The following is a 13,681-nucleotide window of genomic DNA, read 5'->3' as shown; positions in this document are numbered from 1 at the left end:
CGCCCCTCCCCCAATTCTGACCAGCAGAATATGTTGGGGGTCACACTGCCCCGTCCGTAGAGTCGAACTACGCCAAGAAACTGTTCTGACCCTACCGAGGAGGCCCACGTGTCCATCAGTGCCGAGAACACGACTCACGAATCAGTGGCCGCCGGGCATACTGCCCCGGAGCCGACGCCCGAAGAAGCGGCCCAGCTGCAGGAGCTGTACCGGGATTTTGACCGCGAGAACCTGATCCCGCTCTGGACCGAGATCGCGGACCTGATGCCGATGGTCCCGAGCCCCAAGGCGGTGCCGCACGTCTGGCGGTGGAGCGACCTGTACCCGCTGGCTGCCCGCGCCGGCGACCTGGTCCCCGTGGGCCGCGGCGGCGAACGCCGCGCCATCGCCCTGGCCAACCCGGGCCTGGCAGGGACACCGTACGCCACTCCTACCCTGTGGGCAGCCATCCAGTACCTCGGTGCCCGCGAGACCGCCCCGGAGCACCGCCACTCCCAGAACGCCTTCCGCTTCGTCGTCGAGGGCGAGGGTGTCTGGACGGTGGTGAACGGGGATCCGGTCCGGATGTCCCGCGGGGACTTCCTGCTGACCCCGGGCTGGAACTTCCACGGCCACCACAACGACACCGATGAGCCGATGGCCTGGATCGACGGCCTGGACATCCCGTTCGTGCACTACGCCGACGCCGGCTTCTTCGAGTTCGGTACCGAACGCGTCACCGACGAGGCCACCCCGGACATCTCCCGTTCCGAGCGGCTCTGGGCCCAACCCGGCCTGCGTCCGCTCTCCGGCCTGGACGACACCACCAGCTCTCCCATCGCGGCGTACCGCTGGGAATACACGGACCGTGCCCTGCGCGAGCAGCTGCTGCTCGAGGACGAGGGCCACCCGGCCACCGTGTCCCAGGGCCACGCCGCCGTCCGCTTCACCAACCCCACCACCGGCGGGGACGTGATGCCCACCATCCGGGCCGAATTCCACCGCCTCCGCGCCGGCGCCTCCACCGAGACGCTCCACGAGGTCGGCTCCAGCGTCTGGCAGGTTTTCGAGGGCTCCGGCTCCGTGGTCCTCAACGGCGAAACCAGGACCCTGGCGAAGGGCGACCTGTTCGTCGTCCCGTCCTGGGCCGCGTGGTCACTCCAGGCTGACGCTGTTTCTCAAACGGAGTTTGATCTGTTCCGCTTCAGCGACGCCCCCATTTTCGAACGGCTGAACTTCAACCGCACCTACATCGAAGGACGCAACAACAAATGAGACTCCTCACCCTCCGCACTGAAACAGTCACCAAGGCCGTGCGCCAGGACGGCGACACCCTGACCGAGATCGACGGTTTCGCCGACGTCGGAGACCTGCTCCGCTCAGAAGGATGGGAAGCGACCGCGCAGAACGCGAATGGCGCCACGCACCCGCTCGAGGGCGCGGACCTCGACGCCGTGGTCCCCTCCCCCGGCAAGATCATCTGCGTGGGCCACAACTACCGCAACCACATCAAGGAAATGGGCCGGGAAGTCCCCGAGTTCCCCACCCTGTTCGCCAAGTACCAGGAATCCCTGATCGGCCCGAACGACGACCTGGCCCTGCCGCAGGAATCGGACACGGTTGACTGGGAGTCCGAACTCGCCGTCGTGATCGGCAAGAAGGGCCGCCGGATCAGAGAAGCCGACGCCGCCGACCACATCGCCGGGTACGCCGTGCTGAACGACGTGTCCATGCGCGATTACCAGTTCCGCACCGTCCAGTGGCTGCAGGGCAAGACCTGGGAGAAGTCCACCCCGTTCGGACCTGCCCTGGTCACCAAGGACGAGTTCAGCGGCGGCCTCATGACCACCGCGGTGGACGGTGACATCCAGCAGCAGACCCCCACGAACGACGTCGTCTTCACGCCCGAGTTCCTGGTCTCCTACATCTCGACCATCATCACGCTGAACCCGGGCGACGTCATCGCCACCGGCACCCCCGGCGGCGTGGGCCACGCCCAGGACCCCAAGCGCTACCTCCAGGAAGGCCAGATCCTGGTCACCACCATCGAGGGACTGGGACAGCTGAAGAACCGCGTGGTCAAGGAAGCCTGATGGTTGCCCGCCACGACCAGACGACGGACCCGGAGCTGCTCGCGGCACTGCTGCAGGCGCGCCGGGGCACGGCGTTCTTCGCCCGCAAGCTTAACGAACTCTCCGACGCGGAGCTCGACGGCGATTCGCTGCTGCCGGGCTGGACCCGCCGGCACATCACGGCGCACATCGGCTACAACGCCCGGGCCATCGCCCGCTTGGTCGAGTGGGCGGCCACCGGGGTGGAAACCCCGATGTACGCCTCCACCGAGGTCCGGGACCACGAGATCAACTTCGGGGCCACCCTGAGCCCGATCGCGCTGCGGCACCTCTTCGACCACTCCGCCGTGCACCTGAACGTCGAATGGCGGGACCTGCCCGAGGACGCCTGGCACCACAAGGTCCGGACCATCCAGGGCCGGGAGGTGCCCGCCACGGAAACGGTCTGGATGCGCAGCCGCGAAGTCTGGATGCACGCCGTCGATCTCGCCAACGGTGCAGCCTTCCGGGACATCCCGGTCCCCGTCCTGGAACGGCTCCTGGCGGACATCACCGGCGCCTGGAAAACCCGCGGCACCGACGCAGGCCTCCTGGTGATGGTCACCGACCGCGGCCTCACCTTCGGGGACACGACGACGGCGTCCCCCACGGTGGTCTCCGGGCCGCTGGCCGCCGTCGTCGAATGGGCCGCGGGCCGCGGCAACGGCGGCGTCACCGCGGCCGGCCCCCGCGCCAACGGCGCTGGACCATCAAACGGCGCGGTCCCGGCCGCACCGAAGTGGATCTGAGCCCCCAGGGGATGTTCTAGTGAACGTGGGAGCAGGTCGCGGTCTCAGTTGACGCGGTGGTTTCAGCTGCGAGGGAGCGGATCGTTGCGATGAGCGCTTTGGTGCCGGGGTCCTTTTCAAGCTGGGCATAGACCGGTGCCGTGGCGGTTTTGAAAGCGGCGATCTGCTCCTCTGTTGCGGAGACCACCGTCCCGCCTTTTTGGCAGAAGGATGCGGCCCAATCGGCTGTCGGGGTCATGGATGCGGTGATTTGATCCCGGCTTTTGGTCGCGGCTTCCTGCAGGATGCGGCGTTCGTTGGCCGTCAGGTGAGTAAGAGTGGCCGAATTGACCACGAGGGAGTTGATCTTGGGGTAGAGGGGAAGATTGCCGACGACAGTTGAGGCCTTCGCAAACGAACTGGCTTTCTCGTAGGATGACTCGGCTGCCGTCAGGGTGCCATCCTCCAACGCAGCGGTGAACAGGTCCCCCACCAGCGCACGGGGTTGGGCTCCGAGGGAGGTCAGCGCGGAGTATGTGGTTTCCGAACGCGGAGCCCGGACCAGTTTTCCGTCCACGTCGGAGGGCGCCAACAACGGGCCGTCAAAGGAGAAGAGCAGCCGTTGCCCCTCCGGGAAGAGTGCCAGTCCGGTCAGCCCGACTTCGTCCAGGCCGGCCAGCATTCCAGCCGCGGCATCGGGGGAAACCAGCCTGGCCATCAGGTCATCAGAGTCAACGAGGAAGGGTGCGGACAGCCCGGCGAAGGATGTCACGCCTTCCCCTTCCCAGGTCCGGGTAGGGATCAGTGCCATGTCGAAATCGCCCGCTTCCACTGACTGCGCCACGACGTGGTTCCAGGCGTCAGCCTCGTCGCCGGCCGCCTTCAGCACCGGGTCGATACGGATTTCGCCGCGGGAAATTTCGTTCACCCGCCGGGCGAACTCGTCGATCTGCACAGCGCCCGGCCGGTCCGGACCCGTAGCGGTCGCGATGCTGAGGATCGTGGCATCATCCTGGCCCGGCGGCGCCTCGCGGGATGCGTTACATCCGGCAGATGCTGAAAGAACGGCCGCTCCGGCGGCGATGGCAATAACGATCCGGCGGGCGTTCATGGTGGCCTCTTTCGTCTTCAGAGGCTCCCCCTCGACGGTTGGGGGCGGCGGCAGGAAAGCCTCTGATTAGCAAGCTACGCCGCCCGGCAAACAGCATCCATACCAAGGCCGCAACTAATAGTCAGTTCACAGGTCCGTCACAGTTTTCATCGCCGTCCACACCTTCAGGCAGGCGCCCCCTCCGTGCCGCCCATTCCCGCGGTGAGCCAAAGGCGGCACGGGGCCCGGACCCTCAGCCCAGGTGGACGACGGGAGCGTCACCGTCCGTGCCGGCGAATTTCCCGCGGTGGATGGTGATGAGCAGCAGGGCGATTGGGGTGATCAGGATCGCGACGCCCGCGGCCCAGAGGAACACCATGGAGTAGCCGCGCGACAGGGCCGCCAGCGTGGTTCCGCCGGCTGTTGCGGCCGCGGCGATAGTGCTGAACAGGGCGATGCCCAGGGACCCGCCGATCTGCTGCGAGGCGTTGACCAGGGCGCTGGCCACGCCGGAATCATCCTGGTCCACCCCGAACAGGGCGAGGTTCTGCATCGGCACAAAGACCATGCCCAGGCCGACCCCCAGCAGGAGCAGCGCAGGCAGCATGGTGACGAAGTAGCTCCCCTCGGCGCTGACCTGTGTGAGCCACAGCATCGCAGCCGCCATAAAGACCGGACCCGCCGCCGTCGGGATCTTTGCGCCCAGTTTCGGCAGGTTCTTCGCCACAACACCTGCCGTGATGATCAGCGCCACCGTCATGGGCAGGGACGCCAGGCCGGCGAGGAACGGTGCGAAGCCCAGCACGATCTGGATGTAGAAGTTGATGAAGAGGATGCCGCCGATGAGGACCGCGCCGGACAGGAGCGCGGCCAGGAACGCCGCCCCGCGGTTCCGCTCAGTGGCCACGCGCAGTGGCAGCAGAGGGTGCTTGACCTTCCGCTCGACGGCGACGAACAGCGCTATGAGCACCGCGCCGGCGGCAATGAAACCCCAGGCTTCGGGAGCGTCCCAGCCGTGTTCCGCGTTGGTGAAGCCGTATACGAGGGATCCCAGGCCCAGGGCGGCAAGCACCACTCCGGGCCAGTCGTACTTCGTGGACCCCTGCGCCTTGCTTTCGCTGACGAGTGACCATACACCGACGAGCGCGACGACGGCGATGGGCACGTTCACGAAGAAGCACCAGCGCCAGCTCACGTGTTCCGTCAGGAACCCGCCCAGCAACACGCCGACGGCGGCGCCGACGCCGGTGATGGAGCCGAAGATCGCGAACGCCGTGCCGCGGTCCTTCCCGCCCGGGAAGGCGACGGTCAGGAGCGCCAGGGCGGCAGGGGCCAGCAGCGCGGCGAACACACCCTGCAGTGCGCGGGCGCCGATGAGTTCCCCCGGCTGCTGCGCGATGCCGCCGATGAGGGACGCGACGGCAAAACCGACGGCGGCCACGATGAACGTCCGTTTGCGGCCCCAAAAGTCCGCGATCCTGCCGCCGAGCAGCAGGAAAGCGCCGAAGGCCAGGGCGTAGGCCGTGACCACCCAGGAACGCGTCGAGTCGCTGATGCCCATCTCGGTCTGCAGGCGCGGCAGTGCCAGGTTCACGATGGTGCCGTCCAGGACCACCATGAATTGCGCGAGGGCAAGGAACACCAGCGCCCACCACCGCTTCCCGGACACGCTCCCCTGCTGTACGTCTGCATTTGCTAGCTGTGTTGCCACGCCACATTCCACCCTTCAAAGTAATAATACTTACAAAAGTATAACTACTTTGAGGAGTGGTCCGGGTGGCGATTGCGGTGATGCGGTCTACTCGGGCTCGGCGAGCAGCGCCGCGAGCCGCTGCAGGGCGGGCAGGCTGGCCGCGATCTGCTGGCGCTCTTCGGGCAGCAGCCGGGAGCTTGCCGAGGACAGCGCCTCGGCCCAGGCGCCCTCAAGGAGCGCCTTGATCCGCTGGGATTCCGCCGTCGGATGGAGGGCGACGTAGCGCTTGTCGGCCGGGTCGCGGACCCGGGTGACAAGGCCCCCGGCGACCAGTTCGCGGAGCTGAACGCTGACGTTGCTGAACTGCCGGCCGAGGCGGGAAGCGACTTCCGCGACGGTGATACCCGGGTGGCTTTCGATGACCCGGAGGATTTCGAGCACACCGTTGGAGAGCGGCCGGACGCCGGTGTCATTGTGTGATTTCCGGCGGATATCGGAGGAAATATCGATTACCGAGACCGCAAGGGCGCGGTGGTCCACAGCCTCCGTCGGTCCTTCTTTTGCGCCAGCACTTTCCATGCCACCAGCATAGGCGCCGGGCCCCCGATGCCCCTGCGGCCCGGGTGACGGGGGGCGCGACGGACGGGGCCCGGGCATCCGGCCGGCAGACGGGGCCGCCTTTCCTTTTGCGGCGGGAACAAGCAATAATCGGATGGTCAGCATACTTATCAATTCCGGTAATGACTGAAGGAGCGGCATGAGGGCACTTACTTGGCAGGGAAAGCGGTCGGTCAGCGTGGAGGAGGTTCCGGACCCGGTAATCCAGGAACCAACGGACGCGATCGTCAAAATCACCTCATCGGCGATCTGCGGTTCCGACCTCCACTTGTACGAGGTCCTCGGGCCATACATGAAAGCCGGCGACATCCTGGGCCACGAGCCCATGGGCATCGTCCAGGAGGTGGGCCCCGCGGTCTCGAACCTCAAGCCCGGCGACAGGGTGGTCATCCCGTTCAACATTTCCTGCGGCCACTGCTGGATGTGCAGGCAAGGCCTGCAGTCCCAGTGCGAGACCACCCAGGTCCACGCCCACAACAGCGGAGCGAGCCTGTTCGGCTTCTCCGAGCTGTACGGCTCGGTCCCCGGCGGGCAGGCAGAGTACCTGCGCGTGCCCCACGCCGACTACGGGCCGATCAAGGTGGGGCAGGAACTGCCCGACGAGCGGTACCTCTACCTTTCCGACATTCTTCCCACAGCCTGGCAGGGCGTGAAATACGCAGACGTCCCCGACGGCGGGACGCTGGCCGTCTTCGGGCTGGGTCCGGTGGGGCAGTTCGCCAGCAGGATCGGCCGGCACTTCGGCCAGCGGGTCATCGCTGTCGAGCCGGTTCCGGAGCGCCGCCGCATGGCCGAGAGGCACGGCGTGGAGACGGTCGATTTCACGAAGGACATCGGCGACCAGCTTCGCGAGATGACCGGCGGCCGGGGCCCTGACGCGGTGGTCGACGCCGTCGGCATGGAAGCGCACAATTCGCCCGTCGGGGCCTTTGCCCAGAATGCGGTGGGCCTGCTGCCCGATGCCTTGGCCAAGAAAGCCATGGAGACTGCCGGCGTCGACCGGTTGACAGTCCTCCACGCTGCCATCGACTCCGTGCGCCGGGGCGGGACCGTCTCGCTCAGCGGGGTGTACGGGGGAACGGCCAGCCCCATGCCGCTGCTCACGATGTTCGACAAGCAGATCCAGCTCCGGATGGGCCAGTGCAACGTCCGCCGGTGGACGGACGAGCTGCTCCCGCTGGTGGAGGACGCCGCAGACCCGCTCGGCGTCATGGACCTCAAAACCCACGAGGTCTCGCTCGACGGCGCCGCAGCCGCCTATGAGATCTTCCAGAAAAAGGAAGACGGCTGCATCAAGGTGGTGCTGAAGCCGTAGCCGGACAACCGGTGCGTGCCGCCGTCGGCCCTGACATGCTGGTGAGGTGACATCGGTCTCGACGGAAAGTCCCCGTACCGCGCTCAGCTGGAAGCTGGTGCCGGCGGGGCTTGCCTCGGTGTCCGGCGTGCTGTTGTTCGGCGCCGAGAAGGACCTTGGCTACGGAGTCCTCGCCATGGGCGTGGTCACGGCGGCTTTCATCGACCGCGCGTTGCTGCGGCACCTCGCGCTGATCGCCGCGGGAATGGTCATCATCAGCGTGGTGCCGCTGAACGCCGACTTGAGCATCCAGCACATGGTGCTCATGGGCGGCGCCCTCGCCCTGGCCGTACTGCTGCCGTGGCTGGTGTCGCGCTTCGTCTACGGCGAGAGGATCATCAGGTTTCCGGTGAACACCGGCCGCACATGGCCGCTGACCGCGAAGCTGTACCTGGTCGGCGTTGTGCTGCTCGGATACTGCATCCTGCCGGCGTACCTGATCCGCACCGGGGTGTACCAAAACTGGCCGGATGCCTCCGACCCGACCATCTTTTGGCGGCTCTTTCTCGGCGTGAACGCTGTAGGCATCTGGGACGAGTTGTTCTTCATCTGCACCATGTTCACCCTGTTGCGGCAACACTTTCCGGACTGGCTGGCCAACATCCTGCAGGCCGTAGTGTTCTCGTCATTCCTGTGGGAGATCGGCTACCAGGCCTGGGGGCCGCTTCTGACGTTTCCCTTCGCGCTGCTGCAGGGCTACACCTTCAAGCTGACGAAGTCCCTCACCCACGTTGTGACAGTGCACCTGACCTTCGACTTCGTCCTGTTCCTCGCGCTGGTGCACGCCCACGACCGCGACTGGCTACCGATTTTCCTGTACTGAGCCCTGCCTGGAACGAGGTGCCCGTCGCGCTGATTAGTCTTCGTCGCAGAGCAGGTGGTACCAGCTGTCGGCGAGCACCTCGAGCGCGTGGTCGCGGTTTGGCTCGAGCTTGCGGCGCGTCCAGAGCGTGGCGACGTAGTCGAGCTGGGTGAAGGCGAGCGTTCCCCGGATGTGGTGCGTTTCTTGGGAGAAGCGGCCGGCCAGGTGCATGCCGCGGACGATGTCGGAGATGACCTCCTCATGCCATCCGCGGACCAAAGCCCGCACCTCGGGATCGACGGCGGCGGCCTCGTCGAGCACGTCGAGGTACGGGCGGAAGACCGGCCAGAGCGCAGCGCGCGATTCGAGCCAGGCAAGGATTCCGTCCAGCTCGCCCGCCCGGACCACGTCGACGAGTCCGGCGGCGGTCGTCGCCAGGTCGGGGCCATCCGCGCGGTCGAGCACGGCGTTGACGCGGGCCATGAAGTCCCTCATCAGGTCAGCACGCGAAGGGTAGTGCGCGTAGAAGGTCGCCCGGGTTGTCCCGGCCGCCACGGCGATCTCGTCGATGGTGGTCGCAGCGTAGCCCTTCTCGGTGAAGAGCTCGAGCGCGCGGTCGACGATCATGTCGCGGGTGAGCTGCTTCTGGGCCTCTCGCAACGACGACATGAGTCAATCCTATCCATGGTGTGCGGGAGTTGCCCGGCGGACGAGCAAAAGATGCGTCACGGCAAGTGGCCCGACGTGCTGTATAGCGCGACGCCGCGCCTCAGGCGTTCGCGGGCGCTGCCGGACGGAGTGCCCCAGGGCCGACGTCGGCCAGTCGGCGCAGTTTCGGGATGGGGATCCGGTAGTTGACCGCCGCGGCGGTTCCGGAGCCGTCGTCGTTCTCCCAGCGCAACAGCCTAGACTCCGGGTCTTTGCCGGACTCGCAGTAGTCGGGCGCGCCGGCCACGGGAGTGAAGCCGACCGATTTGAGTGACAGACCGAAGCCCTCCGTCCAGAAATACGGCTGGAAGTTGAGCTCGGGGGCCGCGTCGCCCTGCAGCAGGCCGACGGCAGCGACCTTGGCCTGGTCGATGGCGCTGGTCCACAAGGGAACGCGCTGTACTCCGCGGCGGGTCGGGAAGGACGCCACGTCGCCGGCGGCAACGATCTCCGGCCGGAGCCGGCCGCGGGTGTCCACCCGCAGCGACCCGTCGACCAGGAGTGTGGAGCCCGCCAGCCAGCCGGTGTTTGGCTCGTCGCCGATGGCCGTGACGACGAGCTCTGCCTCCAGCTGGGTCCCGTCGGCCAGGACCACCCGCGCCCCGGCGAAGGAGTCTGCCCCTTCATCCAAGTCGATGAGGCGCGCCTTCCCGCCGCCAACGACCCTCAGGCCGCGCCGGGCGGCGGCAGCGGTGAACATCCCGGACAAATGGCCACCCAGCTGGCGCGAGAGGGGCTGGACGTCGGAGACGAGCGTGACGTCGCAGCCAGCTTGCAGGCAACCCGACGCCACCTCCATGCCGAGCGGCCCGCCGCCGACCACAATGACCGACGGGCGCGCCGCGACGCGCTGTTTGAGCGTGATCGCGTCCTCGATCGTTCGCAGGGTGAGCTCCGGGGCAAAGCCGTCGTCCCGCGGCTCACGTGCTCCCTCCGTGGGGGCGAGGCGCTTCGCCCGGGAACCTGAGGCGATGACAAGTCCGTCATACGGCACTTCGCCGCCGCCGTCGAGCCGCACTATCCGGGCGTCGATGTCCAGGCCCGACACACTGACGCCGAGCAGCTCGGTCGCTTCGTGCGTCGGCTCGGGCAGTTCGTGGGCTTGAAGGCCGTCGCCGCCGTTCCCGTCGGCACCGTTCCCAGTAGCACCGTGCAGCAGCGCCTTCGACAGGGCCGGGCGGCTGTAGGGGTGGTGGGGCTCGGCACCGACGACCGTCAGCTCGCCGTCGAAGCCGGCCGAGCGCAGCGAGTCGCAGGCCGTGAGCCCGGCGATGCCGTTGCCGACGACGACGATCCGGCGCATTGTCATGCCGCCTCCAACCGGAGCGCGGCGACGGGGCAGACCCTGACCGCGGCCTTGGCGGCGTCGAGGTCGGCCCCGTCCACCTCCGGGACATCGATGAGGAGTTCGCCGTCGTCGTCGAGGTGCATGAGCCTGGGCGCGGCTTCCTCGCAGAGGCCGTGTCCTTCGCAGCGCGGCCGGTCGAGTTCGATCCTCATGCGGCCACCACCTTGGCAACGTGGAGCTTCTCGATGCTCCGGGTCATGTTGCTGGGCACGCGGGCCTCGTCGGTGATCGTGATCGACTTCATCTGGCGTGCGAGGGCGCCGACGATGGCGTGGCCCTCGAGCTTGGCCAGGCCCTGGCCGGCGCAGCCGTGCGGCCCGTAGCCGAAGGACAGGTGGTCCACGGGGTTGCGTGTCACGTCGAAATCGTCGGGATTTTCGTAGTGGCGGGCGTCGCGGTTGCCGGCACCGAGGAGAATGCCCAGCTGGGCGCCGGCGGGAACCGTTACGCCGTCGATCTGCACGTCGCGGGTCGCCGTGCGGCCCCAGATGTGCAGCGGAGTCCAGTAGCGCAGCACCTCGGCGAAGGCTGCGGGGACGAGCTCCGGGTTCTCGCGGACGAGCTGGAGCTGCTCCGGGTGGCGGCCGAACAGAGCGACGATGTTCCCGATCGACGCGATCGTCGTGTCGACGCCTGCCCCCAGGTACTGGTGGATGATGTGCCCCGCGGAGCCCTCGGGGATGTCGCCCCGGGACTCGGCGTCGAAGATTCCGCGGCCGATCGAGCCGGGGGTGAGGTCGTCGCCGGTGACGGAAGAGCACCAGCCGTATAGCTCGCCGGCGATCGGGAAGCTCTCCTGGGTGCGTTGGTTCAACGGCCCAATGACCTGCATCGCGGCCTGCCCCCAGCGCAGCATGTTGTCCTTGACGTGTCCGCTGAAGCCGATGAGCTCGGCGACGATTTCAAGCGGGAAGGCGCGGGCCAGGGAGTCGATGGCCTCGAAGCTGCCGCTGGCCACGAGTTCGGCGACGAGCTTGTCCGCCTTCTCGTCAATGGTGACTTTCAGGCCGCGCAGGGCGCGGGGTGTGAGATTCTCTGACAGCGTCGCGCGCAGCTGGGTGTGCACTGGCGGGTCGGAGGCGAGCGAGGTGCCCTGCAGCGCCTCGTTCACCATGGGGTTGAAGCCGAGCGTGGTGGACGAGAACGTCGACGGATCGCCGAGCACGTCGCGGATGATGTCGTAGCGCGTCAGAACGTAAAGGTCGTTCTTGGGCAGGTGGACGACGCCGGCCTGCTCGCGGAGCGCGGCGTAGGCGGGGTAGGGGTCGACGAGGATGTCGTCGTCCCAGATGTCGATGGCTGATTCGGTGGGTGCAGTCACGCTGCTCTCCTTGCGGATAGTGGGTGGTGGTGGGTGAGGTGAAGCCGTCAGACTCAGACAGCCACTTCGGCGTTCTCCTCTGTCGCCTCCGCGACTGCCTCGGGCGCGGGCGCCGAGGAACGAGCGGAGATGAAGAGGGTGAGGATCGCGGAGGCGGCCGCCGCGATGGCAGCAACGAGGTACACCATTTGGAAGCCCTGGCCGAGCGAGGCCCCGGCCACGCCTTGGATCTGCTGCTGCGCAGCCGTGAGCGCCTGGACCATGCCGTCGACGGCCGGGGCGGGTGCGCCGCCGGCCAGCGCCTGGCCGGAGAACTGCGCGATGACGCCATCCCAGCCCGAGAGATAGCCCAGGGGCGGCACCTGGGAGAGCCCGGCGACGGCTGTGGCGGGCAGCCCCGCCTCGCCCAGGATCCCGCCGAGCGGGGCCGCGAAGATCGAGGCGCCAATGCCGAACGCGATAACCGAGCCGATGACCGGGCCGAGGGCGAAGCCAAGGTCGCGCAGGAGGTTCGTCGTCGCGGAGGCCATCCCGATGTGCTGGGGCGGGACGGTGTTGATCGCCACCGACGTGACGGAGCCAACGGTGAGCGCGAAGCCGATGCCCAGCAGCAGAAGCGGCGGAATGAACGCCGTCCACGGCGTACCGCCGAAGGCCTCGGGCGCGCCCAGGGAGAACGTCGAGAGCCAATAGCCGGAGACCGCCATCAACGCGAAGCCCGAGGTCAGCACCCAGCGCGGCGCTACGCGGTGGATGAGCCAGCCCACTACCGGGATGAAGGCGAACGCCGGACCCTGGATGAAGACGAACAGCACCCCGACCTTCCACGTCTCGGCCAGGGCGAGACCGCCGACGGCGACGCTGGTGCTGAAGCAGATCGCCAGGAAGGCGAACATGCCGGTAACCGCGACGACGCCGGTGATCGAGTAGGCGCTGTTCTTGAAGAGCGAAAGGTGGATGAGCGGCTCTTTGGTGCGCGTCTCGATGACAACGAATAGGACCAACAGCAGGCCGCCGACGACGTAGCTCACGATGACATCCCAAGCGCCGAACCCGGCGTCGACCGCCTGAACGGTCGCGAAGAGCACGGCGATGAGTCCGAGCGCAAGGGTGAACTGGCCGGGCAGGTCGAGTTTGCGTCCCCGGGCAGCAGCGGAGTCCTTCGCCCGGAGCGCGACGAGGAGAACAACGACGGCGACGCCGGCCGCAACGAGGTAGGCCACACGCCAGCCGCTGAACACGTTCGGCGCGCCGGGTGCAGCGCCCGGCACCGTGAAAAACTGGGCCGTGAGGCCGGCGAGCACGGGTGAAATGACGGCTCCGAGCGACAGGAACCCGGCCCACGTGGCGATAACCCGGGCACGCGCCCGGTGGTCCGGGGTGATCGCCGCGATCATGGACAGCGAGATGGGAAAGAGGATGCCGGCCGCGATGCCGCCGACCGCCTGCGCGAAAATCATCATCTCGGTCGTCGGCGCCAGCGCAGCCAGGACGGAGCCGACGACGCTTAGGGCAGCGCCGGCGTACAGCAGCTTCTTGCGCCCGAACAGGTCGCCCAGGAGCCCCCAGCTCAGCTCGAACACCACGATCCCCATCAAGAACATGCCCGCGATCCACGTCAGGCCTGCACCCGAAGTGTGGAATTCCGCGGCAAAGGTGCCGCTGAGGGCGCCCGGCAGTGCGTTGGTGATCTGTGCGAGGGTGACCGCGCTGTAGGCGGCGACGAAAGTCGCCCGTACCGAGCCTCGGCTCGACACCTTAATGGTCTGACTCATCGATGAAACTCCTTTGTTTCCGGTCGATTCTCCGGTGTTGCGCCGGGACTGGTGCCCTGCCGGACATCGGCTTGAACCGGGGCAGGTGTGGCGCTCCACACATTGTGGCCATTAGATTTACATGATGTCAAGAGTTTTAACGGACCGTGGGCTT

The 13,681-nt window shown here is 67.3% G+C and carries 13 protein-coding genes; 5 read left to right on the top strand and 8 right to left on the bottom strand.

Annotation, left to right across the window (positions count from 1 at the left end; genetic code table 11):
* Window positions 1–108: 108 nt before the first annotated feature.
* Genes AC6EUH_RS03575 through AC6EUH_RS03565 form a run of 3 tightly spaced genes read left to right on the top strand, consistent with a single transcriptional unit; the run spans window position 109 to window position 2,839 of the window.
* Entirely contained in the window at window positions 109–1,254 is a 1,146-nt protein-coding gene (locus AC6EUH_RS03575) for a cupin domain-containing protein (RefSeq protein WP_499737833.1), read from the top strand.
* Entirely contained in the window at window positions 1,251–2,072 is an 822-nt protein-coding gene (locus AC6EUH_RS03570) for a fumarylacetoacetate hydrolase family protein (protein WP_499737832.1), read from the top strand. Before AC6EUH_RS03575 ends, AC6EUH_RS03570 begins: the two co-directional genes overlap by 4 nt.
* Window positions 2,072–2,839 (top strand): maleylpyruvate isomerase family mycothiol-dependent enzyme, encoded by a 768-nt coding sequence (locus tag AC6EUH_RS03565; RefSeq protein WP_499737831.1) that lies wholly within the window; start codon window positions 2,072–2,074, stop codon window positions 2,837–2,839. Before AC6EUH_RS03570 ends, AC6EUH_RS03565 begins: the two co-directional genes overlap by 1 nt.
* Before the next feature lie 16 nt (window positions 2,840–2,855).
* On the opposite strand, the gene AC6EUH_RS03560 is transcribed toward AC6EUH_RS03565, so the two are convergent.
* The 3 genes from AC6EUH_RS03560 to AC6EUH_RS03550 form a co-directional block, all read right to left on the bottom strand.
* Window positions 2,856–3,929: a TRAP transporter substrate-binding protein gene (locus AC6EUH_RS03560; RefSeq protein ID WP_499737830.1), complete on the bottom strand. Its 1,074-nt coding sequence runs from the start codon at window positions 3,927–3,929 to the stop codon at window positions 2,856–2,858.
* Window positions 3,930–4,161: 232 nt separating this feature from the next.
* Window positions 4,162–5,619: an MFS transporter gene (locus tag AC6EUH_RS03555; RefSeq protein WP_499737829.1), complete on the bottom strand. Its 1,458-nt coding sequence runs from the start codon at window positions 5,617–5,619 to the stop codon at window positions 4,162–4,164.
* A gap of 87 nt (window positions 5,620–5,706) precedes the next feature.
* Entirely contained in the window at window positions 5,707–6,180 is a 474-nt protein-coding gene (locus tag AC6EUH_RS03550) for a MarR family winged helix-turn-helix transcriptional regulator (protein ID WP_499737828.1), read from the bottom strand.
* Between the two features lie 178 nt (window positions 6,181–6,358).
* Here AC6EUH_RS03550 and AC6EUH_RS03545 point away from each other — a divergent pair, with 178 nt between their 5' ends.
* Both AC6EUH_RS03545 and AC6EUH_RS03540 read left to right on the top strand, forming a co-directional pair.
* Window positions 6,359–7,534, top strand: coding sequence for a zinc-dependent alcohol dehydrogenase (locus AC6EUH_RS03545; RefSeq protein ID WP_499737827.1), 1,176 nt, complete (start codon window positions 6,359–6,361; stop codon window positions 7,532–7,534).
* Between the two features lie 46 nt (window positions 7,535–7,580).
* Window positions 7,581–8,396, top strand: coding sequence for a CPBP family intramembrane glutamic endopeptidase (locus tag AC6EUH_RS03540; RefSeq protein WP_499737826.1), 816 nt, complete (start codon window positions 7,581–7,583; stop codon window positions 8,394–8,396).
* A gap of 33 nt (window positions 8,397–8,429) precedes the next feature.
* Here the strand turns inward: AC6EUH_RS03540 and AC6EUH_RS03535 are convergent, their stop codons facing one another.
* The 5 genes from AC6EUH_RS03535 to AC6EUH_RS03515 form a co-directional block, all read right to left on the bottom strand.
* Complete coding sequence (locus tag AC6EUH_RS03535) at window positions 8,430–9,044, bottom strand: TetR/AcrR family transcriptional regulator (protein ID WP_499737825.1); 615 nt, start codon at window positions 9,042–9,044, stop codon at window positions 8,430–8,432.
* Between the two features lie 100 nt (window positions 9,045–9,144).
* Window positions 9,145–10,392: an NAD(P)/FAD-dependent oxidoreductase gene (locus AC6EUH_RS03530; RefSeq protein WP_499737824.1), complete on the bottom strand. Its 1,248-nt coding sequence runs from the start codon at window positions 10,390–10,392 to the stop codon at window positions 9,145–9,147.
* Window positions 10,389–10,583, bottom strand: coding sequence for a ferredoxin (locus tag AC6EUH_RS03525; protein WP_499737823.1), 195 nt, complete (start codon window positions 10,581–10,583; stop codon window positions 10,389–10,391). The genes AC6EUH_RS03530 and AC6EUH_RS03525 overlap by 4 nt, the downstream gene beginning before the upstream one ends.
* Window positions 10,580–11,752, bottom strand: a complete 1,173-nt coding sequence (locus tag AC6EUH_RS03520; protein ID WP_499737822.1) for a cytochrome P450 — start codon at window positions 11,750–11,752, stop codon at window positions 10,580–10,582. The genes AC6EUH_RS03525 and AC6EUH_RS03520 overlap by 4 nt, the downstream gene beginning before the upstream one ends.
* Before the next feature lie 53 nt (window positions 11,753–11,805).
* Complete coding sequence (locus AC6EUH_RS03515; RefSeq protein WP_499737821.1) at window positions 11,806–13,527, bottom strand: MFS transporter; 1,722 nt, start codon at window positions 13,525–13,527, stop codon at window positions 11,806–11,808.
* Between the last annotated feature and the right edge of the window lie 154 nt (window positions 13,528–13,681).

The sequence above is a fragment of the Arthrobacter sp. 001422645 genome (assembly GCF_059816125.1).
This window is presented reverse-complemented; position numbering and strand designations above follow the sequence as displayed.

Coding starts and splice junctions, on each gene's coding strand:
- AC6EUH_RS03545 (WP_499737827.1), top strand. CDS start 6,359: ATGAGGGCACTTACTTGGCAGGGAAAGCGGTCGGTCAGCGTGGAGGAG.
- AC6EUH_RS03535 (WP_499737825.1), bottom strand. CDS start 9,044: ATGTCGTCGTTGCGAGAGGCCCAGAAGCAGCTCACCCGCGACATGATC.
- AC6EUH_RS03525 (WP_499737823.1), bottom strand. CDS start 10,583: ATGAGGATCGAACTCGACCGGCCGCGCTGCGAAGGACACGGCCTCTGC.
- AC6EUH_RS03515 (WP_499737821.1), bottom strand. CDS start 13,527: ATGAGTCAGACCATTAAGGTGTCGAGCCGAGGCTCGGTACGGGCGACT.
- AC6EUH_RS03565 (WP_499737831.1), top strand. CDS start 2,072: ATGGTTGCCCGCCACGACCAGACGACGGACCCGGAGCTGCTCGCGGCA.
- AC6EUH_RS03570 (WP_499737832.1), top strand. CDS start 1,251: ATGAGACTCCTCACCCTCCGCACTGAAACAGTCACCAAGGCCGTGCGC.
- AC6EUH_RS03550 (WP_499737828.1), bottom strand. CDS start 6,180: ATGGAAAGTGCTGGCGCAAAAGAAGGACCGACGGAGGCTGTGGACCAC.
- AC6EUH_RS03530 (WP_499737824.1), bottom strand. CDS start 10,392: ATGACAATGCGCCGGATCGTCGTCGTCGGCAACGGCATCGCCGGGCTC.
- AC6EUH_RS03560 (WP_499737830.1), bottom strand. CDS start 3,929: ATGAACGCCCGCCGGATCGTTATTGCCATCGCCGCCGGAGCGGCCGTT.